The sequence below is a fragment of the Rivularia sp. PCC 7116 genome (assembly GCF_000316665.1).
Lineage (GTDB): Bacteria > Cyanobacteriota > Cyanobacteriia > Cyanobacteriales > Nostocaceae > Rivularia.
In genome coordinates this window covers 2,088,853-2,115,133 of the sequence record NC_019678.1, presented here as the reverse complement: position 1 = coordinate 2,115,133, position 26,281 = coordinate 2,088,853, and the positions used below count along the sequence as shown (strand labels likewise).

At 37.2% G+C, this 26,281-nt stretch carries 5 protein-coding genes; 3 read left to right on the top strand and 2 right to left on the bottom strand.

Annotated elements, in window-relative coordinates; genetic code table 11:
• The first annotated feature begins 227 nt into the window (after nt 1-227).
• The 3 genes from RIV7116_RS08090 to RIV7116_RS08080 are packed head-to-tail and all read left to right on the top strand — an operon-like array spanning nt 228 to nt 5,471.
• The gene (locus RIV7116_RS08090) at nt 228-1,826 is read left to right on the top strand and encodes a hypothetical protein (RefSeq protein WP_015117802.1); all 1,599 of its coding nucleotides are present in this window, start codon (nt 228-230) and stop codon (nt 1,824-1,826) included.
• Nucleotides 1,827-1,837: 11 nt separating this feature from the next.
• Nucleotides 1,838-3,088, top strand: a complete 1,251-nt coding sequence (locus tag RIV7116_RS08085; protein ID WP_015117801.1) for a DUF1822 family protein — start codon at nt 1,838-1,840, stop codon at nt 3,086-3,088.
• Nucleotides 3,081-5,471 (top strand): CHASE2 domain-containing protein, encoded by a 2,391-nt coding sequence (locus tag RIV7116_RS08080; protein ID WP_015117800.1) that lies wholly within the window; start codon nt 3,081-3,083, stop codon nt 5,469-5,471. The genes RIV7116_RS08085 and RIV7116_RS08080 overlap by 8 nt, the downstream gene beginning before the upstream one ends.
• 198 nt (nt 5,472-5,669) lie before the next feature.
• Here RIV7116_RS08080 and RIV7116_RS08075 read toward each other — a convergent pair whose 3' ends face one another.
• Together RIV7116_RS08075 and RIV7116_RS08070 are read right to left on the bottom strand one after the other, a co-directional pair.
• Nucleotides 5,670-6,416: a PEP-CTERM domain protein gene (locus RIV7116_RS08075; RefSeq protein WP_015117799.1), complete on the bottom strand. Its 747-nt coding sequence runs from the start codon at nt 6,414-6,416 to the stop codon at nt 5,670-5,672.
• Nucleotides 6,417-6,952: 536 nt separating this feature from the next.
• Nucleotides 6,953-26,092, bottom strand: coding sequence for a putative Ig domain-containing protein (locus RIV7116_RS08070; RefSeq protein ID WP_015117798.1), 19,140 nt, complete (start codon nt 26,090-26,092; stop codon nt 6,953-6,955).
• Between the last annotated feature and the right edge of the window lie 189 nt (nt 26,093-26,281).

Sequence of the window (26,281 nt, the reverse complement as noted above, 5' to 3'; positions counted from 1 at the left end):
TAATTGCACGAAAGTAATTTACAGGGGAGTGAAATCCGCTATTCAACAAAGGTTTGATAAAAATTATGTGTTTTATTTGATCTAAAGGTGTAAAACACTGCATACTATTAATCTGGCAGTACCAATGAATGAATAAAGCAGCCTTTATAACTGAAATTAAGATGCTTCAATTTGCCATTGTTTGAAGTACATCTAGGCTAAAACACCGATGATAAAAAGCAAAAAATATGTTTAATTCTCAACCGATTTTTAATAGATTTTTAAAGGGTATATCTTTCAAAGATAGTTCGAGAGGCAGCACATACACGCTTTCCCAACAGGAAACTTACCGGGGATTAAAACCTTTTTTAGAAAATCTCACTGAAGACAATTTAATTAGTAGTGAAGATGATTTAGCACGCTATTTTTTGCAGTTCTTAGTAGAAGCTAAAAATATTTATCATTTTCTGTGGAGAAATAAAGCAAAAATACCGGTAACTTTCAGCTATACCGTCTGTTATAAACTAGCAAAATTATTTTTATTCAACTATTTGCAGCTTATTTGTTTCTATTCAGCTAGAGATGTTAATAAAAAGTTAAAACAAACTTCAAATTTCAGTTCGCATTATGCTTTAGAAGATTGTTTTATTATTGGCATAGAAATAGCTTTAGCTCCGGTTCCTTTACTGCGTCGATTTTCTTTTAGTTCCCAGACATCTTTACAAACTTATGCCAGCGTCGCTCTGAATCGGACTATCAAAAATACAATTGTTAGGGAGTTGAAAACAAGGTCTTTAAAATTTTCCGATAATGGTTTACTGCGAAATATAACCAAAAGTAAATTAGAAGCAGCTTTAAATAATTTCGGTATTTCTGAAAGTAGCATTATCAAATATTGTCTGGCTTGGCAAGCTTTTAATGAGTTGTTTTTAGAACTTTATCCACCTACTAGCAGTGATGGCAGCCATCATCGGAAAGCACCGACAACACCATTAACTGATAAACAACTCAATCAAATTTCAATCCGATATAACAAACAACTACAACGTTTGCAAATTGATGAAACTAACAGCAACAGTCAAACTATCAAACAAATGTTAGCAACCTGCGTGCAGTCGGTACGAAATTTACAAAATAAACGACTGGTATCCATAGAAGACAATAACTACATTAATGAAATCGCGTCTGAATCTACAAATGAATTAATTGAAGCAGAAACTCAACAGAAATTAAAAGATGTGAAAAATATTATCTTACAAGAATTTAAATCCTTAGATACATCTGCTCAAAAATCATTACTGCTTTGGTTGGGTTTAGAAATCAATCAAAATGATTTTTTAAAAGTTTTCAATCTAGCAAAGCAATATCAAGTAGCTCGTCATTTTCAAAAAAATATTAAAACTATATTGAAAGCTTTTATTAAGCATTATAGTCAAAATTTTATGAATCAAAATCTGACAGTCCGAGAAGTTGACCAGCTTTGTAAGGACAAACTTAACGACGTGAAAGAATATTTGACAATGTATAGCAAAAACTTTTTTCGTCAAATTTTAACAAAAATAGCTCCTCAAACAATTAATAAATCAGATAAATTACTACTAAGTCAATATTTAGATATCTTAACTGAGTATAACCAACAAAGAATCAAAAATCCTGATATTAAACAGTCACTAAATAATGCTTATGTACAAACTAGAGACTCTATTATCAAAATTCAACAACCTTTTTCAGTAGAAATTGAAAATCAGCTAGAAATACAATTGCAACAATTTAGTTCTGCTGTCGAAAGAATAGAAAGTTTTATCGAAAATTGGTTAGTCGTAAATCAAGCTATTTTATATAAGTAAAGGATAAAAAAATGAATTTAAGTATCAACGATCTAGCATTAATTTATCCAGAACAAGTTTTCCTAGAATTTTCTCAATCGGAGCGAGAGAAAGCATGGCAAGAAACTCAAAATCATAATTATTCTAATGCTACCGCACGTTGGATAAGTTACATAAACCTACTTTGCACAAATACTTTTTTCCAATATCTGCAAAGCGAAGCTGATATACAAACAAATAATTATAGAATTTGGCAAGAAAATGATTTACCTAGTATTTGGAATTTAGTCAATGGTACAGCTTTAGAATTAAATTCAACTCGGGTGATATTAGTTCCTCACGAAGAAAACGATATTTCCGAGCTACGAGTTCCCAAAGAATGGATAGATTTACCGCAATGGGTAGGTAACTATTATCTTGCAGTAGAAATAAATGTAGAACAGTGCTGGCTGCGGATATGCGGATATTCAACTCATCAGCAATTAAAAGAAGTTGGTAAACATGACTTTACCGACGAAACTTATTCGCTTGCAGTTGAAGAATTAACTGAAGATTTAACCACAATGCTAGCTGGAATAGAACTTTTTTCAATTCAAAAACCTGTTGTAGAAGTCTTACCTGTTTTGTCTGAAGCTGAAATAAATTATTTATTAAAAGTTCTTGAGCAATCAAATCTTTATTCACCACGTTTAGAGCTACCTTTCACTCAATGGGGTGCATTAATTAACGAACATAGATTAAGAAAAAGGCTATATCAACCACAACAAGCTGAAAATGCAGTAACACAAATTACCCAGTTGATTACAGATACTACTATTAATTTGGGACAATGGTTTGATTCAGTATTTGAAGCTGGCTGGCAGTCTTTGGATGCATTAATCAATCCACAAGTCGGAAACTTAGCTTTTGCTTTCAGACAAGGCAATACTAACAGAGAATTGACTGTTGAAGCTGCAAAAATAATTGATTTAGGAATACAACTGGGCAATCAATCGGTTGCATTATTAATTGGTTTGACGCGAGAAAATGATGATAAAATTGGCGTTCGTATCCAGCTACATCCTGCTAGCGAACAAAATTATTTACCTACAAAAATTAAGTTGGCTTTATTTTCGCGCTCCGGTAAAACCTTGCAGCAACTAGAATCGCGTACTCAAGATAATTTAATTCAATTAAAAAGATTTACCTGTCCAATAGGAAAAAAATTTAGCATTCAAGTTTCTTTAAATGATTTTAGTATTACTGAAAACTTTGTCATTACAATGCCAGTAAATCATGAGTAAAGTAGTCGTATTAAATCTAGGAAAGGGCAATTTACAAACAGGCTTCCCCTTCGTCACTGCTCAATTAAATATATCTGGTAAAGTAATGCAGTTTACCGGTAGTTTAACTGCTTTTCCCGAGCTTTTAGAACTTTATCGTCGCTGGCAATTACTTTATGAGTTATTATATAAAGCTCGTTCAATTAATATTCGCAGCTTTAGCTCTTTAGCAATCAATCAAGATAAAGACGAAGACGAAGACGACGACATAATTATTGATGAAGCAGACATTACTCACGTTAGTGATAGCGATTTTGACGATATTTGCAAGCAATTAAAATTGAGTTTAGATAACTGGCTGGATTCTCCAGGTTTTCGCCTTATTGAGCGCCAGTTACGTAAAGAATTGCATCCTCAAGATGAAATACAATTTATTATTCAAACTGAAGATAGTCAATTACGGAAAATTCCTTGGTATATTTGGCAATTTTGTCACGATTATCGTCGTGCTGAAATATCTTTAAGTTCTCTCAATTTTGAACCGGGTAAAATTAAACATACTTCTGGTAAAAAAGTCCGAATTTTAGCAATTATTGGTGATAGTACTGAAATTGATATTGAAACTGATAGGAAATTTATTGCCGGATTAACCGATGCAGAAACTGTTTTTTTAGTAGAACCCCAGCGGCAAGAATTAGATGAATTTATCTGGGATAAAAAAGGTTGGGATATTTTATTTTTTGCCGGACATAGCAACACTGAAGATGACGGCAATAGTGGTAATATTTATATTAACAAAACAGATAGTTTAACTATTAACCAATTAAAAAATGCTTTGAGCAGAGCTATTGAAACAGGTTTGCAGCTAGCAATTTTTAACTCCTGTGAAGGTTTGGGATTAGCCGCTCAGTTAACAGAGTTACATATACCACAAATTATTGTCATGCGCGAACCCGTTCCCGACAGCGTAGCGCAGCAATTCTTAAAATATTTTTTAACAGCTTTTGCTAAAGATGAATCGTTTTATTTATCAGTAAGAGAAGCACGAGAAAGATTACAAGGAATAGAAGCACAATTTCCCGGTGCTTCTTGGCTGCCCGTAATTTTTCAAAATCCAGCAGAAATTCCGCCCACCTGGCAACAATTACGAGATAAACTTGATTTTATTCCTGCTTCTCAAGCTGCTTCGATTCGACCAAAATTTTCTACAGTAATTTTGAGTAGTGTAATTATTACAGTATTATTAATGGGTTTGAGATGGTTGGGAGTAATGCAGCCATGGGAATTAAAAGCCTTTGATTTTCTCATGCAAAAAATGCCTATTCAAAAAGCAGATAAACGCATTTTAGTTATTGGTGCTGATGAAGAAGATATTAGCAGCAGTAGATACGGTTATCCTTTACCAGATAAAACTTTAAATCAACTCTTAGAAAAAATTCAGACTTATCAACCAGCAGCGATTGGAGTAGATATATTTAGAGACCAACAAGTACCAAAAAACAATAACAACCAACAAACGCTACTTAATCAATGGCAAAAAGATAAAAATATAATTGCGATTTGTGCTGGTAATAATTTAAAAAATAGCACCGCACCACCGCAAAATATTTCACCTCAACAAGTCGGCTTTGTGGATTTGTATGACGATAAATCGCAAACCCAAGAACAAGACGATACAATTCGTCGCTATCTATTATCCCGCACTCCTAATCCTATTTCTCAAATTTCTCGCTGCTCCACAGCTTATTCTTTTGCTTGGCAATTAATTTACAGGTATTTTAAATCGAAAGGAATTCCGGTTAGAACTGTAGATAAAAATTGGCAGTTTGGCGATGTGATTGTAAAACGCTTGCAGCCTAGAAGCGGTGGATATCAAAACTTAGATGCAAGCGGAAATCAACTATTAATTAACTATCGTAATACTCCTAAAATTGCTCAAAAAGTCACTATTAGAGACGTTTTAGAAAATAGCAATTATTTTAATCCTGATTGGGTAAAAGATAGAATAGTATTAGTTGGCGTTACAGCAACAAGTATTCGCGATATTCACGATACACCATACGGAGAAATTAGAGGATTATTTATTCACGCTCATGGGATAAGCCAAATTTTGAGTGCAGTAGAAGACAACCGCGCTTTAATATGGTGGCTACCTCAATGGGGAGATACTATTTTAGTTTTGTTTTTCTCTTGCGTAGGTGGAATAATAATTTGGTACTGGCGAAATCCCAAATATCAAATAATAGCAATTAGTAGCGCTGCAATTATTATATATATAGTTTGCTGGTTTGCTTTTACAAAAGGTGGTTGGTTTCCATTAATTCCTTCAATATTAGCTTTACTTAGTACGAGTGGAATTGTTGCGGTTTTGATTTTGAAAAGGCAAAATGTAATGGGTAATTAAAACTGACTTTTCACGCTAAGTTATGAACCAACCGAAAAACTTTACTTTTTACACAGAATTATTATCAATAACTATAAACTAATGGTAATGAGTCACCAAAGAAGTAGGGTTCAAGAAAAGGTAAAACTTGGCGCTTGTTTTAGCAATTGTTTGTCAATTAATCCTTAAAAAATCGAGAGAGCTTTAATATCATCAGCATTATCTAATTTTCTTCTTATATAAAGCACTAAATCCCAGCAATATACTTGTTCCTAAAATAGTTATGGGTTGAGAAACTGGTTCTGGTACAGATTGAATTCTTTCTAAGTTGATATTTTTGATAGAAAGAGCGGAGGTGACGTTGTAATCGTCAATATCTACTAAACCGAAAGCAACTGTATATGTTCCGGTATTATTAAAGGTGTGTTGATAAATTTGAGTTCCGGTTTCTTTATCAAAAATGCTGGGAGAATCGGTATTAGCGCTGTTGATATCTGCAACTTTTGTCAACTGTCCATTAATACTGAAAAAAGTATAGTCGATGAACGAACCTCTCCAGGGATCTGCTGCTAAGGAAGTTTCGTTAGTACCAAAGTTCCATTCAAATGTGAGTACATCACCAGTTTTAACGTTAATAGTCTGTTTGATAGCAGAACCTTCATAAGCATAACCACCTACATCTAATACGCTCGCATCTATATCGAGGAAATCTTCTAATCCTCCAAAACCAACCATAGCAGCAGGATTACCGGAGAAATTAAAATCACCATTATCAGCACCTAAATCAAAGTCATCATAGAATAAACCATCGGTAGATAAATTAACTTGGTTGGGATTAACAACACTAACATCACCGGATTTTTCCCAAGAAGGAGAATTGAAATCTGAATCAAATGCTTTTGCTGGGGTAGAAAATATTAAACTAGCCCAAGTTAGTATGCTGATAAGTTTTATATTGGTTTTCATATTATTGATGTAGGGAAAGGTTGAAGGGATTGAATCCTTTGGCAAAAAATGTGACTAGCACCTGCAAGAACCTATATCCTGAATTATTACTAAACAAGCATTTTAGTCGGTGCATATTAATATCAAATTTTGTTAGGTAGGAATATTTATAGCAAGTAAAAGATTGCTACCTTTAATTAGGACATAACGAAAATATAAGTAATTTCCTGAGTAAATAGGCGAATTTGAGATAAAGAAAACAGCACAAAATATATTAAAAAAACAAAAATTTGAGCCGGAAAATGTTAATGGTTGTTTAAATTTAATTGTATGAATTTTGAGAATTGTTGTTGTGGAGAGGTTTTAAGGATTTTTTTGAGGGGAAAGTTGAGGTTTGTTTGTCAGTGATTTTACCGTAATTAGATGTTTTTGGAACGCAGAGGGGCGCGGATTAATTTTTTGCTTTGATTGAGGTTATGGAGATATGGAGAAATAATAAAACTCCCAAAGCTATAGTTAGTTTGGGAGAAAATTGGTGTTTAGGAATCAAAGAATACTTATCGACTACGATTTCTATATATAAATGGAGGTAATTTAATCGTAACCTTATCTTCCGCTGTTGTAATGCCTGATTTTAAGTTACCACGATTAGGGGCACCATTTATATTTACAACACCTATAGATATTGATTCTTCTCCAATAATTGCATCAATATCTTGGCTAAATTGTTTTGTAATTGTATTCAATCGTTTGAAGCTTTGGGGTGTTGGAATTCCTAGGTATTGCTCAAGTCTCGTACTCCATTGTTCTGCTGTATTATTAAGTTGTTTTATTTTATTATTAACTCTTCTTGCTCGATCAATTCCTGTAAGTAATGGACTTACTAAAGAACCAGAAGTAAAAATATTAATTTTTACAGAAGGAAGTAATGTCTTTGCTGCTGCTCCAAATGATTCACGAAAAGCTTTAGGAACTTGTTTAATTGCTTCTAAGAATTTCTCATTACCTAATTGATACAGTTCAAACCCTCCACTAATATCATTAGCAATAGCAAGTAATCCTTTTTCTCGTAATAACATTGCTTGAGGTAGAAGTTCAAGTAATGTTTTACTTGCATGAACACCTCCTCGAATCGTAGCTTTAGAATAAGCAACTCGAAAGTCAACTTCAGGTATTGATACTGATAACATAGAAGCAATTGTAAACATACCAGTTGGATCTATATTATTAGTTGGATTATTACCAGTATATTGATACTTATGTAGAGTAATTGGATTTAATAAATTTCCTTCAAAACTATCCCGACTCACAAACCTTCCACTATTTACATCCAAATACCTTGCTCTGAGATAATCCAAGCCAAGATTGCTATCTCGTTGTTCCCCAGCATATAAGTAGGAATTCTCGGTATCTCCAATCTTGGTTAAAACTTGTCCAAAAGCATCGTAGATATAGCTATCGTTAGCGTTCCCGCTTTCATTGCTCAAAGCTCTGGTACTTCCCAAACCATCTACGTGGTAGAAGGATTTTTCCCCATTTCGCTCCTGGGAAATCAAGTCATTACCGTGGACGTAGGATACTTTGATAATTCCACCTTCGGTATATTCTTCTAAGACTTGAGCGTAGGGACGGTTATTATCAATTAAGAATCGGGTTTGTTCTCCGTTGACTGTTTGAGCAATTCTGACTCCATCTGCATCGTATTGATTTTCTACGTCAACTGTTCCGTCACCGTCGGTATCTGCACCTACTAAACGATTTTCTTCATCCCAATTGTAAGTAACTGTATTACCATCGGTGGATTTGGTAATTGTATTTCCGTTGTTGTCGTAGGTGTAGGTGGTTTCTGTTCCGTTAGTGGTTTCACTCAGCAAGAGGTCGTTGTTATCGTAGGTGTAGATGGTAGTTCCTTCACCGGAATCATCACGACTCAGACGGTTGCCTACTGCATCATAGGTATATTCAATAGTACGAGTTGCTGCTGTTGCAGTGGGGTTGAAGATTTCTTCTTTTTGTAAGCGGTCTAAGTCGTCATAATAGTATTTAACAATCCTACCGTTATGTTCGGTTACTTGGGTTCTGTTTCCTTCTGCATCGAGTTCGTAAAGGAAACTGCTAATAATATCGCCGTTAATATCTTTGGTTTCGATATAAGTTAAGCGATTGAGGTTATCGTAAACACGATTTTCTACTGTTCCGTTAGCGGATTGGGTACGGATAAGGTTACTATTATTGTCGTATTCGTAAGTGGTAATTCCTCCATCGGCATCGGTAACTGTTTGTAAGCGGTTTAATTCGTCAAAGGTATAGTCGCTGGTACCGGAAGGAATATTGACAGCGGTACGATTACCCGCAGCATCGTAGGTGTAAGCAATTTCTGTACCATCTGCATCAATACGTTTAATTAAGCGGTTTTGAGCATCGTATTCGTAGGTTGTTGTACCATGCTCGTCTACTACGGTTTCTCTTTGACCGTTGAGGGTATAGGTAAAGGTGGTTGTGCTTCCGTCGGGGAAGTTTTTAGCTATTAACTGATTGCGATCGTCGTATTCGTAGGTGATGCTTTCACCGTTAAAGTCGGTGGTGCGAATTACATTACCAATTGCATCGTATTCTGTGGTATAGCGCTGCCCTTCTGGTAATTCGGTGGCAATACGTCTACCCAAACTATCGTATTCAAATTTGGTAATATTGCCGTTGGCATCTTTTTGACTGACTAAATTACCTTGTTCGTTGTAATCGTATTCGGTCCTTTGTTCTAAAGCATCAATAACAGCAGTTAATCTACCTGAAGTATCGTATTCGTAACGAGTAATTTCTCCATCTTGGTCGGTACGAGCAATTAAGCGACCTGTTTCATCGAATTGGGAATTTACGGTTGTACCGTCGGCAAATTTTTGTCCTACAGGACGACCTAAATCATCGTAGAGGAATTCGGTAACGTTACCTTTAGCATCAGTTTGGCTAATTTGACGACCTGCTGCATTATAGGTAGTGGTAAATCTGGGATTATCTGAGTTATCTAAAGGAGTTTCATCGGGGAGAATTGTTTCAATTTGACGACCTGCTTTATCGTAAACGAATTGGGTGCGATTACCACTCTCGTCAATTTCGGCAATTACTTGACCTGCTGCGTCATATTCAGTTTTTGTGCTGGGATTATCCGAATCATCGTCTGGGGTACTATCGGGAAGAATAGTTTCGACAACTCGACCCAATTTATCGTATTTGAATTGAGTTTTGCGTCCTAGTTCGTCAATTTCGGCGATTACTTGACCTGCTGCGTCATATTCCGTCTTGGTTCTAGAATTATCCGAGTCATCTTCTGGGGTACTATCGGCATAGATAGTTTCTACTAACAAACCCCGCTCGTCGTAAACGAATTTAGTAGAGCGTCCCAAAGCATCGATTTGTTCAATTTGATTACCGACTGCATCATAACGGGTTTGCGTTACTCCACCTTGGGCATCGGTAACCTTAGTTACTCTTCCTTCTGCATCGTATTCGGTTGTAGTAGTTAAGGTAATTACACCTTCAGGAGTAGTTAAAGTTTTGGTTTCGCTGAGTTGATTACCGTTTGCATCGTAGGTAAAGGTGGTTTCGTTTCCTTCTGTGTCTATTTGACGAGTAACGTTACCGGAAGCATCGTATTCAAAGGTGGTTGTACCGTTAGCGTCACCGAAGGAAGTTAAGTTACCGCTAGCATCGTAATTGAGGTTAGTTGTACCGTTCGCTTGACCAGATATGGAGGTAAGATTCCCGTTGCGGTCGTAGGTGTTGCTGGTAGTATTGCCTTGGGAATCGGTTGCAGTTAGGACATTACCAAAACTATCGTAGGTGAAGCGAGTGACGCTACCTAGAGCATCGGTTTCGGTAAGTACGTTGCCGCGATTATCGTAGATAAAGGTTGTAGTATTACCCAAGGGGTCGGTTTCTGTAAGTACGTTGTTATTTTCGTCGTAGGTACGCTCGGTAAGTCCTCCTAAAGCATCAATTTGATTGATTACATTACCCCGATTGTCGTATTCAAAGACGGTTTCATTACCCAACTGGTCTTTAACTGTTTCGACAAAGTTATCGGGGTTATGAATTAGTTCTACGGGAATACCATCAGCATCAATTATTTTAACCAAACGACCTTGGTCATCATATTCGCTTCTGACTCCGGAACGTCCCAAGGGGTCGATGACTTCTTCTAAGTAGTGGGGTCTGGTTTCGTCATAATCAAAGCGGGTGACGTTACCTTCTCGGTCGGTTACGGAAATCAAATCCCCGGTTGTATTGTATTCGTATTCAATCCGCTGTCCGCTGGGGTCGATTGCAGCAGTAATTTGTCCTTGGGAATTGCGTTCAAAGGTAATTTGCTGACCGGAGGAACTAATAATTCCTGCATCGGTGAAGGTTAATTTATTACCGTTGCGATCGCTAACTGTTTTAGTATCTCCACTATTTCCATCAATTTCGTAAATTACTCCTTCTTTAGTAGCCAGGGTAAAGGTTCCACCGAAAGCTGGATTGCTGGGATTGTAAGCGAGACTGGAGCCGAAAGAAGTAAAATCTCCGGTATTGGTTCGGGATAAATCAAAATGTTCTACCGTTAATTCGCTAGTAACTCCTGCATCGGGAACGAAAACTGGTTCCCACATTCCCAAGAACGAACCTTTGAAACCGGGAGCTAATTGAGGTTTAAAGGTAAACCCTTCTCTTTTACCTCCGGGGGTTGTAACGTATACTCTGGCTCCAGTAAAGAAGGGGTTGTAGATTAAATTCTCTTCCGAGCCAGTTTCAGCAACGCTGGTACGCAAATCCGTGTCTTGAATCCCCATTCTCCAACCATAACCGAAGTCATCGCTGCTGTTGGCATTTAAGGTATCGTAGGTACGGTTAAGGATAATCGGAATTCCCGCAACTGGGATGCTTAAATCGGTGAAGGAAAGCTGGAAGTTACCTACTTTTAATTCACCAGCGACTTCAACTGCTATATCAACTACCGATTGATTTCCACCAGCGTCTACTGCCGATAATCTTAATGTATAGCTATCGTTACTCAGGTTTGAAGGGTCAAATTTGCCGAGTACATCATCGGTAATGTTATCTGTACCCCGGAAAATTTCGGTAAAGGAACCATCTTGTGATGCTAGGGAAAGGGTGTAATAAACTAAGTTATCGTCGGTGACGGTACCAATAATATCGGTAATAGCGGTGACAACATCGCCATTTTCCAAGGAAGTGATGGAAATGACTGGGGGATTTACATCGCTGTTATCTATACCGATAGCGTTAGCTGTAGCGGTTCCAATATTTCCAGCTAGGTCTTTCGCCGTAGCTAGAATTTCAAAGTTACCTGCTTGTTCGACTGTAATTGTGGCTTGATTTTGAGCGTCAAGAGCTATGGGATTACCGTTGAAGGTTAAATTAATGGTGTCAACTCCGACATTATCTGTAGCGGAAATCAGTACTTTTACAGAATCGCCGATATTGACGGTTTCTTGATTTAAGATTAATTCGATTTGTGGTGCTATTTCGTCTGCTGCAACGTTGATATCGTAGGTTTGAGTTACCGTTGCACCTCGACCATCGCTAACGGTAATTTCTACGGGGTTAATTCCTAAATTATCGTTTCCAGCTAACCAACTAATTCGTCCCAACTGGTCAATTTCCATACCTTGGGGAGCTTGGGTGAGGGTATAGGTAAGAAGTTCTCCGTCGGGGTCATTAGCGTTGATATCATACCGATAAGTTATTCCTGGTGCTGCTGATTCGATGGGATTGGAATTAATAACTGGTTCGCTATTACTTTGTTGAACTTTAATTGTATAAGTTTGAATTGCTCCCAAACCGTTATCATCAAAAGCAGCTACGCTGACTTGAGCGTTACCTATTTGTCCCGATTGCGGAGACCATTGGATTAATCCGGTATTTGCGTCTACAGTCATTCCTTCGGGATTGGAAAGCAGTTGGAATGTTATGGGGTCGTTGTCGGGATCTGTTGCTTGTATTTGATAACTATAACCGTTTTCTACGTCAGCTAAGAAGCCGGGATTGGAAGTTATAGTAGGTGCTTGATTCACAGCATTGGTTCCCACTACCAAAGTATAGGTTTGACTGCTAATTCCCCCTTGAGTATCTTCTACAAAGATTTCCACGGTGTTTTCCCCAGTTTGTCCGGTTTGAGGAGTCCACTGGATTAATCCGGTGGACTCCTCAACGATCATTCCTTGGGGACGAATACCGAGACTGTAGCGTAAGGGGTCATTTTCTGGGTCGTTAGCAGCTATTTGGTACGAGTAAAGCTGAGTTGAAGCTGCGATGGTGTTGGGTGTGGAAATAATTGCGGGTGGAGTGTTGTTTCCGGTGACTTGTAATTCAAAGGTTTGAATTTCTGCTTGACCAAAAGTATCCGTAACTCTTATTGCTATATTATGGGAGCCAATTTGATTAGTTTTCGGTTGCCAACTTAAAATTCCCGATTCTGAGTCAATTACTAATCCCTGGGGTGCTTGGTCTAAATTCCACAGCAGATAATCATTATCGGGGTCTGTAGCTTGGGGTTGATATTGATATAATCGTTCGGTATTAGTAATTGTGTTGGGTATAGAAGTAATGCTAGGTGCTTGATTCGCGACTCGATTGCTTACATTCAAGTTGAAGGATTGACTAGCAATTCCTCCTTGACCATCTTCCACCGTTACTTCTACCGTATGTTCTCCTAATTGACTGACATCGGGATTCCAAGTAATTCTTCCCCGCTCGTCAATAGTCATACCGTCAGGAGCATTATTTAAATTAAAGCTGAAGGGGTCTCCATCAATATCTTCTGCACCAACTTGGTATACATAAAGATTGTTTGCTCGTGCTTTTATCGGTGGATTAGAAGTAATTTCGGGAGCATTATTAGGAATAGTTTCAATTACATTAAAGTTTAATTCCTGTACATCTTCCCCACCATTACCATCTGAAACCTTAACTTGGAATTGGCGATCGCCTATTTCGGTACTATCAGGAGTCCAATTAACTAATCCAGTTGCAGTATCGATAGTAATATTGCTGAGAGCATTGACTAACTCGTAGGTTAATCTGTCTCCGTCGGGGTCTATTGCTTGTGCTTGGTATTGAAAGGGCTTACCTACTTGAGGTGTAGCGTTCTCTGGGACTATGGAAGTAAATACTGGAGCGTTGTTGAGAGGAGTTACATTTAACTCAAAATACTGAGTAGCAAATCCACCTTCACCATCTTGAACTCTTAACAGCGTACCTGGAATACCTATTTGTTCTTGAGTAGGTTGCCATAAGACCAATCCTAACTCAGCATCAACTATCATACCTTCGGGAGCTAAAGACAAATCGAATGTCAAAGAATCCAAATCTGCATCAGTAGCTAGAGCTTGATAAATAAATTTCTCTCCTACTTCTAATCTTTCCGTTGGTGGTGTAGAAGTAAAGACTGGATTTTGATTAACTAGGGAATTATTATCTTTTCTTGCAATTCCAAAAGCATGGGTAAAGGTGTTATCGGTAGCAGAAACCGTATCTACAAAGGAACCGGAAGCAGGTGTGGTTTCAAAATAGTTTTCTGGTACTACTTGTCTAACTGTATAGTCTCCGGGAAGTAAATTATCGAAAGAATAGTAATAATTACCGTTTTCTCCCGGTTGCTTGGTAATTTGTTTTGGCTCTTCTGGATCGAGAACACTATTATTATTTAAATCGAGGTATACCGTAACATTTTCCAACAAAGGTTCGGCAATAAATTTAGGGTCAAAATTTTCTCCCAAAACATTGCCACTGAAGATATCGTAAACTTGCTGAGTTGACTTAATTAAAGTTGCTTCGGGGTCAATTGCTCGCATTTTCTCCATTGCTCGTAAGGAGAAACTGAAAGCGGATACATTAACTCCTTCAGCTTTGGCTGCATCAATAGCTGTTGTGTCTTCTTCTTTTAAAGTAAAATTACCGCTAGACATGAACATCACGTTCAAATCCCCAGTTAACCCCAGCCCTTCATGCAGGTCTATTGCTTTGACAACTGCATTAGGAGAAGAACCATACAAAGGTCTTCTTAATGCTTCACGAATATCGGCTATGCCATTGTTGTTATTATCTGCGAGGGGGTTTGTTGCAACTTGAATACCTGGTCTTGATGGGTCCATATCAAACACTTCCCCAGTCCCATCGAGAATGCCAATATTAGCAGTTTCTCCAAAACCTTGCTCAATTAAATAATTGTTTAACAGCAGAATCGCTCCTAATTCTTGGTCAACAGGTGTAAGATTTCCACTAAAAGCAGTTTCTAAATCTGCTGTAGTCCAATCAACAACACCACCAGAAACAGCACAAGAATATTCAATTACAAAGAAAACATCGGGAGTATCACCTTGAATTAAGTCGAGGTCAAAAATACCGTTTTGATTCAGGTCATCAAAAGCAAATCCTTGAATTGTACCTAGTTCGCTGAAAACATCTACTTGGAAGTTTTGCGTATCAACACCACCACGACCGTCTCCTACTTCAACCTTGAAATCATAGGTTTCTCCAGCAGCAACCGACTCATCAAGAAACCATAACAGTTCACCCGTACTGTTATCAATTAAAGCTCCTGAAGGTGCTTCCACCAAACGATATAATAAGGAGTCTCCATCGGGGTCAAGACTCTGAAGTTGATAGCGATAAAATTCTCTATCAAGTGCAGCTCTTGTTTGGGGGGTGCTGATAATAGTAGGAGCGTTATTATCGGGGTCAGGTAAAAGGTTAATGCTGAAATCTTGAAGCGTTTTACCTCCTTGACCATCTTCTACCGCAATTTGGACGGCAAATTCTCCTAAAGTGTTATCCGTATCGTTTCGAGTACCATTTCCGGGAGTAACAATACCAACTAAATCGGTATTCGGAGCAAAAACTTGAAACTCGTAGTTAATAGATGTTGTAGAACTTCCACCTTCAATTAACACGGTATAGAACCCATCTTCAGGTAAAGTTAGTTCAAAACTGTAACTTGAATCAAGGAAAGTACTATAAAGTACATCTTCATGGTTGGGACTGTAAACTTTAATTTGAGCGGAAGTACTACCATCTTTAATATCAAAGAATAATTTCTGGTCAGCTTTCCCTGTTAGCTGGTATAAAGTACTTTGCTGTCCGGAAGCTAAATTACCGCTCACCGGTACATTAACAGGTAATTCGGGGCCGGAAGCAAGGTTGATTAACTGAAAAGCATAGTCAAGATTACCACCACTATTACCGCTGATAACTAAGTAATAAATTCCGTCTTGAGTTAATGTTGGAATAATCGAATTATTGCTATCGAAATTATTCCAATTGAAAACTTGTTCTCCATTAGGATTAATTAAATCAACATTTACGTCACCACGCATCCCGTTAAATAAAAGCTTCTGTCCGACAATCGCATCAATCTGGTAAATTTTTGTAGAAGTTTCAGAATCTAAGCTATCTTCTCTAACAGCATTAAAAGGTTGGGGATTAAACGATGAAGACCTTGGATCTGAAATTAATTCTAATATTTGAAACTGCCAATTACCCGTAGTTGAACTAGATGCTCCAAAAGTTTCTATAGTATATTCACCTGTTTGGTCTAAGCGAATTACTCCGAAATCGTTATCAGTACCGCGATTTTCAAATACATAACTACCATCTGGATTCTTTAAATTAGCGAGAATACTACTACTTGTATTGCTAAGTTGGTCGAGCCAAATTAAAGTTCCCGCAGATGCTGCAAAGGTATAACTATCAACATCTCCAACATTCGCAACTGTTCCACTAACCGTTACGTTTGTTCCCGTGATGGGGATGGGAGCAACGGAATTATCGGTGACTTGGAAACTATAGTTAACAGCAGTTGTACCGTTGCCGACAATTGCTAACGTATACAAACCGTCAGAAGGTAATGCTACCTCAAAATCGGGGTTATTAGAAGATGGTTGAGCAAGAATTCCATTATCGGGGTCGTATAGTACCCAGTTTGCACCACTCCAAGCAGCAGCATCAAGATTGAAATTTAAAATCGTTCCCCGAGTACCCGTAATTTGGTACAAATCAACTTCATTCCCGGATTCTAAACTACCACTAATAGCACTCGATAATTCTAAAGGAGTTACTTGAGCGCGATCGCTTAATCTAAAGCTGTAATTACCAACGGTATCGCTATTACCATCAATCACCAAGCGATAATTTCCTGCTTCAGTTAAAGTAAATGGTGTTCCATCTAAATCGGTACGTAAATCGGCAATTAGATTACCACTAGGAGAATACAAGCGAGCATCTAAATTGAAATTACCAACCAAAGAATCAAAGAATAATTGCTGTCCAACTGTTCCTTCAAAGGTGTAGGTATCTTCTTCTCCCAGTTCGCTAATTTCACTGCTAATAGTTTCACCCAAAGTTAAAGGTGTAGTAGTAAATTCAGAAGTGACAATCTTGAGAGCATAGTTGTTATTACTCCCAGAATTATCACCTGCAAAAGCTAAAGTATATTCACCGTCGGTTGGTAAAGTAATTTCTTGGCGATCGCGGTCGAGGAATTGGGAGAAAAGACGCTCACCAGCAGGATTGTAGAGATAGTAGTAATTGTATCTATCTCCTTCAATTTGGTCGAAGTAAAGTTGTTGTCCTTTGGTAGCATTGAAGCGATAGAGATGAGTTTGTTGGTTACTATCGCCAAAATTACCCGTGATTTCTGTGTCTAAATCTATGGGAGTAGCATCAGCAAAATCTAATAAGCGGAAACTATAAGCTTGTGTAGCATCTAAAGAACCATCTACCACTAGTTTATAAATACCATTTTCTTCTAAAACTGGTGGTCGCAAATAACTATCATCACGATTACCAAAGGAAGAACTAAATACCTGATTACCACTAGGGCTATAAAGAGTTGCTTTAATATTGCTATTACCTATTAACTCATCCAACCACAGTTTTTGACCAATTGTTCCTTCAAAGGTATAGGTATCTTCTTCTCCAGCTTCGCTAATTTCACCGTTAATAGTTTCACCTATACTTAAAGTTGCAGTAGTAAATTCGGGAGTGACGATTTTGAGAGCATAGTTGTTATTACTCGCAGAATTATCACCTGCAAAAACTAAAGTATATTCACCGTCGGTTGGTAAAGTAATTTCTTGGCGATCGCGGTCGAGGAATTGGGAGAAAAGACGCTCACCAGCAGGATTGTAGAGATAGTAGTAATTGTATCTATCTCCTTCAATTTGGTCAAAGTAAAGTTGTTGTCCCTTGCTACCATTGAAGCGGTAGAGATGAGTTTGTTGGTTACTATCGCCAAAATTACCCGTGATTTCTGTATCTAAGTCAATGGGAGTCGCATCAGCAAAATCTAGTAAGCGGAAACTGTAAGCTCCTGTTGTGTCCTCGGAACCATCTACCACTAGTTTATAAGTACCTGTTTCTTCTAAAATTGGTGGTCTCCAATAACTATCATCACGATTACCAAAGGAAGAACTAAATACCTGATTGTCACTGGGACTGTAAAGAGTTGCTGTAATATTGCTATTACCTAGCAGTTCATCCAACCACAGTTTTTGACCAATTGTTCCTTCAAAGTTATAGGTATCTTCTTCTCCAGCTTCACCTATTTCATCGTTAATAGTTTCACCCATACTCAAAGGTGTGGTAGTAAATTCGGGAGTGACGATTTTGAGAGCATAGTTGTTATTACTCGCAGAATTATCACCTGCAAAAACTAAAGTATATTCACCGTCGGTTGGTAAAGTAATTTCTTGGCGATCGCGGTCGAGGAATTGGGAGAAAAGACGCTCACCAGCAGGATTGTAGAGATAGTAGTAATTGTATCTATCTCCTTCAATTTGGTCAAAGTAAAGTTGTTGTCCCTTGCTACCATTGAAGCGGTAGAGATGAGTTTGTTGGTTACTGTCGCCAAAATTACCCGTGATTTCTGTGTCTAAATCTATGGGAGTAGCATCAGCAAAATCTAATAAGCGGAAACTATAAGCTTGTGTAGCATCTAAAGAACCATCTACCACTAGTTTATAAGTACCTGTTTCTTCTAAAATTGGTGGTCTCCAATAACTATCATCACGATTACCAAAGGAAGAACTAAATACTTGATTACCACTAGGGCTGTAAAGAGTTGCTGTAATATTGCTATTACCTAGCAGTTCATCCAACCACAGTTTTTGACCGACTGTTCCTTCAAAAGTGTAAGTATCTTCTTCTCCAGCTTCACCTATTTCATCGTTAATAGTTTCACCCATACTTAAAGGTGTGGTAGTAAATTCAGGAGTGACAATCTTGAGAGTATAGTTGTTATTACTCGCAGAATTACTACCTGCAAAAACTAAAGTGTATTCACCGTCGGTTGGTAAAGTAATTTCTTCATCAGAAAGGAGTTGTCGAGAAAATAAACGCTCACCAGCAGGATTGTAGAGATAGTAGTAATTGTATCTATCTCTTTCAATTTGGTCAAAGTAAAGTTTTTGTCCCTTAGTAGCATTGAAGCGATAGAGATGAGTTTGTTGCTTACTGTCGCCAAAATTACCCGTAATTTCTGTATCTAAGTCAATAAAAGTAGCATTTATATTATCTAGGACTTGGAAACTGGCTGTAGTAACATCAGTATTGTTAGATTGCAGAACTAAATAATATTCACCATCTGCTTCTAAATTCTTTAATTCGATATCATTTTGCAAACTACTGGTAGAAGCAATTTGATAACCGCTTGAATTTATTAAACTAACCGTAATATTAGTATTACTTGCATTTAAACCATCAAACCAAAGCTTTTGACCTACCGTACCTGTAAACTTGAAAGCTTTGGTTTCTAAAGGATTTATTGTTACATTTGCTGGAGTATTTAAATCGAAAACTGGTGATGCTTTTAAGTCAACTAATTTAAAACGATAGTCTTCTGTGCTGTTGTTACCATTAGCTACAACTTCTAAACTATAATCACCAGTTTGAGTTAATAAATAAGCACCTGAATCGCTTCCCGTATATAAAGTGCTGGTAGAAATCCTTGTCCCATCAGGATTACCAAGACGAGCATAGAAATTAAAACCACCTTGTTGACCATCAAAATAAATTAAGGTTCCTGCATTAGCTGTAAAGTTATAGGTATCTATTTCCCCTGCAACTGAGATACTACCTTCTCGCAATGTTTCTATATCGCTACTAATAACTGGAGCAGTTGAAACATCGTTAACTTGAAGCTGATAACTAAAATTACTATCGGAATTATTCCGTAATGCCAGAATATAAGAACCATCTACAGGTAATGTAACTTTAAAATCGCTACTCAAAGCTGAACTAGCTACAGTTTTATTACTTTTATTTAGCAGCTTGGTAGGAGCATATATTACCCAATCAGCACCCGATACATTACTTAAACTATCAAATTCTAGCTGTTGTCCACCGGTACCATTAAATTGATATAAAACGGTTTCTCTTGCATCGAGATTACCATTTAAAGCAGTGTCAAATACCAAAGCTGAAGCTGCATCTGATAATACAAAACTGTATTCCCCGGTATTATCGTTATTTCCATCAACAATTAATTGATAGGTTCCCGGTTCTGTTAAAGTAACGGGTATACTATCGCTACTTCCGTTTCCACTCCAAACTTGTTGACCGCTCGGACTGTTAATAGTAACTGTAAAATTATTGTTAGCAATGCGAGGGTCAAAATACAAAGTTTGTCCGACGGTACCTGCAAAGGTATGAATATCTTGCTCCCCTAACTTAGCAATCTCACCATTCACCGTACCGTTTAAAGTCATCGGTGTAGAAACTGCTGTAGTATTAACGATTTGAATATTGTAATCAACAGTTGTGTCGCTTTCCCCTGAAAGCATCAGGTAATATGTATCATCACCGCTGAGAACATATTCAAAATCACTACCGAGGGATGCCGATCTGAGACGATTGCTGTTGGTATTGAATAAATACCAAGTAGCACCGGAAGAATTGGCTTGATTATCAAAATAAATGCGATCGCCTTTATTTCCACTAAATTGATAAAATTGGATAGATTTACCAGGATCGAGAACTCCAGCGGTCAAAGTTTCTACTTCTAAGACAGGAGCAGCGCTGACATCAATCAAGCTAAACCCATATTCACCAGTAGCTTCTCCCGAGCCATCTATAATTAGTTGATAAGTACCTGCTTCAGGTAAAATTACGGGAGTTGTGCTATTACTACCGTCAAAATACATCCGAATACTATTAACAATCTTTTCACCGCTAGGACTAATTAAAGTAGCCTGGAAATCCCAACGGTCAATCAATGTATCCAAGAATAATCTCTGTCCTAAACTACCTGTAAAGGTGTAAATATCTTGCTCGCCTTTTTCAGTTATTTCACTTACTACATCTGTATCTAGTACCAGCGGTTCTGTAATAATATCGGGGGTAATTATCTGGAAATTATAATCAACTTGATTTGTACCGTTATTTCCTTTAATTGCCAGGATATAAGTATCTGTGGAGTCTAAAACAATTTCAATATCGCTACCAATACTAGTATTAACAATTTGTTTGTTGGCAGAATTATATACCGTCCAAGTTCCACCAGAAATTACACCAGGGGAGTCAATAAATATACGCTGACCTTTTATTCCCTCAAACTGATATAAATGGGTTTCTTGACCCACATCGAGAGTACCAGAATATTCCGCATCCAAATCTATAGCGGTAGCCAAACCTACGTCGAGGAGATTAAAGCTGTAGCTACCCGTATTTTCTCCAGAAGCATCAATCCGTACTCGATAAGTACCGTTTTCTGGTAAGAAAATTGGGGTTGAAGAGTCATTACTGTTAAAATTTTGACTGAAGACAGAATCACCGCTAGGGCTAATTATCGTAAAGGTATGAGATAAGCTAGAAGTAGAATCAAGGAATAAACGGTCAAAATAAATTATTTGTCCTACACTACCATTAAAAGTATAGAAATCTTCTTCACCCTTTTCTGTAATTTCCCCAAACACGCTATTGGGATTATCGTTATTACCAAGAGTTATTGCAGTAGTGATTTCATCGGGGGTAATAATTTCAAAAGCGTAAGGTGTAATATCCGTTAAGTTTCCAGTACCTCTAATAACTAACTTGTATTCACCATCTGTAGGTAAATACAACTCCATATCGCTAAAGCTATTAGAAGCAACTACGTCATTACCCGGATCGTAAAGCAACCAATTCCAATTACCACTGCTGTTAAGTCTATCAAAGAAAAGTTTCTGCCCAGCATTCCCAGTAAAGCGATAAACATCATCTTCAGAACCAGGACTTAGTTGACCTTCAATGACCGTATCTAATGCAGCAATCGGAGTCAAATTGAGGTCAATAACGCTAAAACCATAATTACCGGTAACATCATTATCAGCGTCAACCACAATGCGATAATTTCCGGTTTCGGTAAGTGTAACTAGCTGATTGCTTGAAGATTGAAGATTAGTACTAACAATCTGTTTACCGCTGGGACTGTAAACTTCAAAGTTCCAATCCCAATAATTACCACCGTATTGTAACGGATCGAAGTAAATCTGCTGACCAATGACTCCACTAAAAGTAAATTCATCAGTTTCCCCAGGAATACTCAGTTGACCTAATACCGTATCTCCTAATGTAAATACCGGTTTCGGTTCCCATTCAATTAATCCGGTATTAGGGTTAATATTCATCCCTTCGGGACCGAGAATTAAGCTGTAATTCAAGAGGTCTAAATCCGGGTCAATTGCATCTGCATCATATTGATATAGTTGATTAATATAAGCATCCACCACAGGATTTGATGTAAACAATGGTGGACGGTTCGGAGGTGCGGATATTGTTGCTAATGTAAAGTCCTGTTGAGCAAACCCACCTCTGCCATCGCTGACCTGAATAAATATTTGATGATTGGCTATGTCTGCAACTGCTGTATTCCAAGTTATGATTCCGGTATCAGCATCGATGGTCATTCCTTCTGGGGAAATTAATAGTTCGTAGGTAAGGGTGTCCCCGTTAGCATCGGTAGCGTTGACATCGTATACATAGTTAAGTCCCCCAATTACTTCTAAGTTGGGATTACTTTTAATAATGGGATTTTCGTTGATTTCCGATAGAACTACTAACTCATAGTCAAATTGGATTTGATTGGGATTTGCAAAGGTGATAGTTTTGGTTTTGGTTAAATCACCGGGGTCTAGATTTCCTCCTGTAATTAAATCTGTAAAATCGTAATAGGGGAGTCCATCTGGTGTTAATCCATCTGCATTAACTACTTTAATACTGGGGTCGCTCAGTTGATTAATTGCAACAATTAATCGTCCGTTTAAACCATAGCTACCAGTATTTTCGATAGCTACTTCAGCGGTTAAAATATTGCGTTGTTCGTTGAATGATGTTTGCTGATATTGAGCTTTTGTACTTGCAGATACGTCTGAAAGTTGCAAAATATCTATGGAATTACTACCAGAATTGGTAATTGTGGGAATTGCTCCTGTATTTCCCGGTGTGGGATTGGGAATAATTTCTAAGTTATTAATAATAACGCTAGTTTCTGTGTCGCTATCGTTATTTACTAACCGGAAGACAACTGTTGCTGCTGTTCCTGATGGAATATGACTTAAATCTAAGTTAATTATTTGTCCTTCTAAAGTAACTCCCGGCGCTAGAAGAGGAGATTGTTCTTCGGTAAAGTTGAAGAAAACATCTTTATTGTTACCGATAGTATGAACTAAAGTTTTACCATTCTCATCTAACAAAGCTACTTCAAAAGCATCGTTGATAAAATTATTGTCCGTGGTATCAAAATTTAGAGCTTCGTAACTGAAGCTGAGTAGAGATGGAGTTGCAGGTATGGTAATTTCTTCTTCTCGAACAACTTTAAAATCTTCTCCTTCTCGCAATATAATTACCGGTGAAATATTAAAATTGACAGTTTGACTATCACTTCCCCCTTGTCCATCATCCACAATATAGCTAAACTGACCAGCATCTCCAGTAGTATCAGCTACGGGTACGAATACTAAAGCTGCTAATTCTGCTAAAGTTAATGATTGTCCTACGATAACTAGCGAATCTCCCAATTTCACCGCACCTTTATCAACCGCAGGAATTTCTTCTACAGTAATAGTTAAACTATCATCATCCGGGTCGGTGGGAGCAGCAATTCCCAAAGAAATCGCATCGCTATTTTGTTGAACCGTTAATAGTTTATCCTCATCAGCAACGGGAGGAAGATTTATCGAGTTTACCGTTATCGGAATAGTTGAGATAACTTGATTATCACCACCAGTTCCCGTACTACCTAAATCGTTAGCAATAACGGTGATGATATCACTACCGGAAAAATTGGGATCGCCTTTATAAGTTAAGTTAGTTAAAGCAGTATTAATATCAGCTAAAATACCACTCAAAGTTAAATTACGTCCCGTTTCCGTAACCGTAACCCCTTGAATCGGTGTAATTCCAACTGTTCCGTTATCGCTGTAAATCGTAACAGTAAATTGATTTTGACCAGCATCCACATCATCAATACTAATACCGCTGATGGTGGAAGAAGTAAATTCATCTACAGATTGCTCTCCCGGAAGGGTAATTATAGGAGCTTCATTAACATTAGTAACACTGAGACTGAAAATTTGTTCGTAGCTTAAACCTCCAGCGTCAATGGTTTGAACTCGAATACTATAATTTGATTGAGTTTCAAAGTCAGTTGAATCATTAATTTGTAACTGATTCTCAACAATGGTAAAAGCATTATTATCCTTATCACCTTCACCATTGATTAAATTATAGGTATGACTATCACTGATATCTGCGTCAGTAGTAGTAAAAGTTCCGATTACAGCATCAGCAAGATTATTCTCTGCAATATTTTCATTGCTGATATTTAAAACCGTGGGTGCTTCATTTACATCACTGACAGCAATACTGAAAATTTGTTCGTAGCTTAAACCTCCAGCGTCAATGGTTTGAACTCGAATACTATAATTTGACTGAGTTTCAAAGTCAGTTGAATCATTAATTTGTAACTGATTATCAACAATGGAAAAAGCATTATTATCCGTATCACCTTCACCATTGATTAAATTATAGGTATGACTATCACTGATATCTACGTCAGTAGTAGTAAAAGTTCCAATTACAGCATCAGCAAGATTATTCTCTGCAATATTTTCATTGCTGATATTTAAAACTGTGGGAGCTTCATTTACATCACTAACAGTAATATTAATTGATTTATCAAAAAACAATCCGCCTTGGTCGGTAGTTCTGACAAGAATACTGTAATTGGACTTAGTTTCAAAATTTGGCGATTGATTAATTTGTAATTCGTTATCAACAATAGAGAAAGCATTATTATCAGTATCACCTTCCCCAGCAATCAAACTATAAGAATGACTATCTCCCACATCCGAATCAACAGTATTAAACGTACCAATTACACTATTACCTGGAGCATTTTCTGGAATATTAGCAGGAATTACAAACAAATCCGTTGGAACTTGATTTTGGGGTAGATTATCAACGGGAAGAAAATGAGCGGGATAAGTGCTAAGTTGTTCCGCAGTGACTGCTTCAACTTTAAGATAAGGTCTAGCAGTTAAACGACCACCCGTACCATCGCTGTCGATAAGAATAGTCGTTCCCGTAGCATAAGAAGAAAATTGGATATAACCATCACCGATAGGATTTAATCCGCTATACCCAAAACTATTTAAAACACCCGTAAAATCAATAATATCTTTCTGGATCTCAAAATCTTTGATAACATCTCCAGCATCTCTAATAGTTTGATAAACAAAAGTATCTTTACCATCGTTACCAAAAATTATATCCCCTGCAAATCCCCCAATAATACGGTCATCTTCTGGAGTCCCCTGTAATATATCTCGTCCCGGTGTACCAACAATTTCGTTAGAAGATTGCTCTACCCATAAATTTTGACCGTTAATATTTAAGATAGTCCAATCATTTTCTGCTTTTAACTGTTGAATTTTTTCTGCTGTTAATTCTACTCCTTGAACTAACAAAGCAAATATTTTACCTTCATCTCCATTGCTATCAGTTAAATTTAGTTTTGCATCTAGATAATGTCCGATTTCTTCTTCAATAACTGCGGAAATCGCATTAATATTAGATTTATTTTGCTCTAAAAACTGTTTGTCAAGATAAATACTATTTGTTTCGGCGCTAAAAGCTCCCCTGGCAGAAAATTGTTTGCTATCAATCAGTTCTATGGAAGGGAAATTATGATTATCTTTTAAATCCTTGATTAAACCGTTAGCGGTTTCCGGTTCCCAGGTATCGCCAAAAGCAAGTTGTAGCTGTTGAAGAGAATCTGATTTTTCTAAAAATTGACTTAAAGAATTTTGAACTTGTAAAATAGCTTGAGATATAGAATCATCGAAATCGCTTGAACTAGATGATAATGAGAAATTGATTGCTTCTGCATTAACTACAAACGAATCTTCCAACAATAAATTTGCTGGGAGTGAATTAATATCTTGTACGGAGGATGATGGAATAGCTGTTATAGGTGTTGAAGTAAAAGAATATATAGGAAGTTCGGAATTATTTATATTTTCTCCAAAATCTAACAAACTGGGATGAAATTCTTGCTCGTTTTGGATATTTAATAAAAATGGTGGTTTTAAAGATGAAAAATTAGGAACAGTATAAAAATCACTTTGTTCTGATAAATTGAACTGATTAAAATCTAAGTTTTCCATTATAGTATTCTGCTTAAATATATACTTTTTAGTAGATAATCTTTTTAATACTTTTAGGACTCACGCAACTGGCACATTTTGTTGTAGGGGAGGCAAAAAGGGGTGTAGATAATATCCCCATTTATTGCCGTTGCTTGTACACTGACTAATTCTGCACGCAATAATGAGGCAATGACTGTACGGCACCAT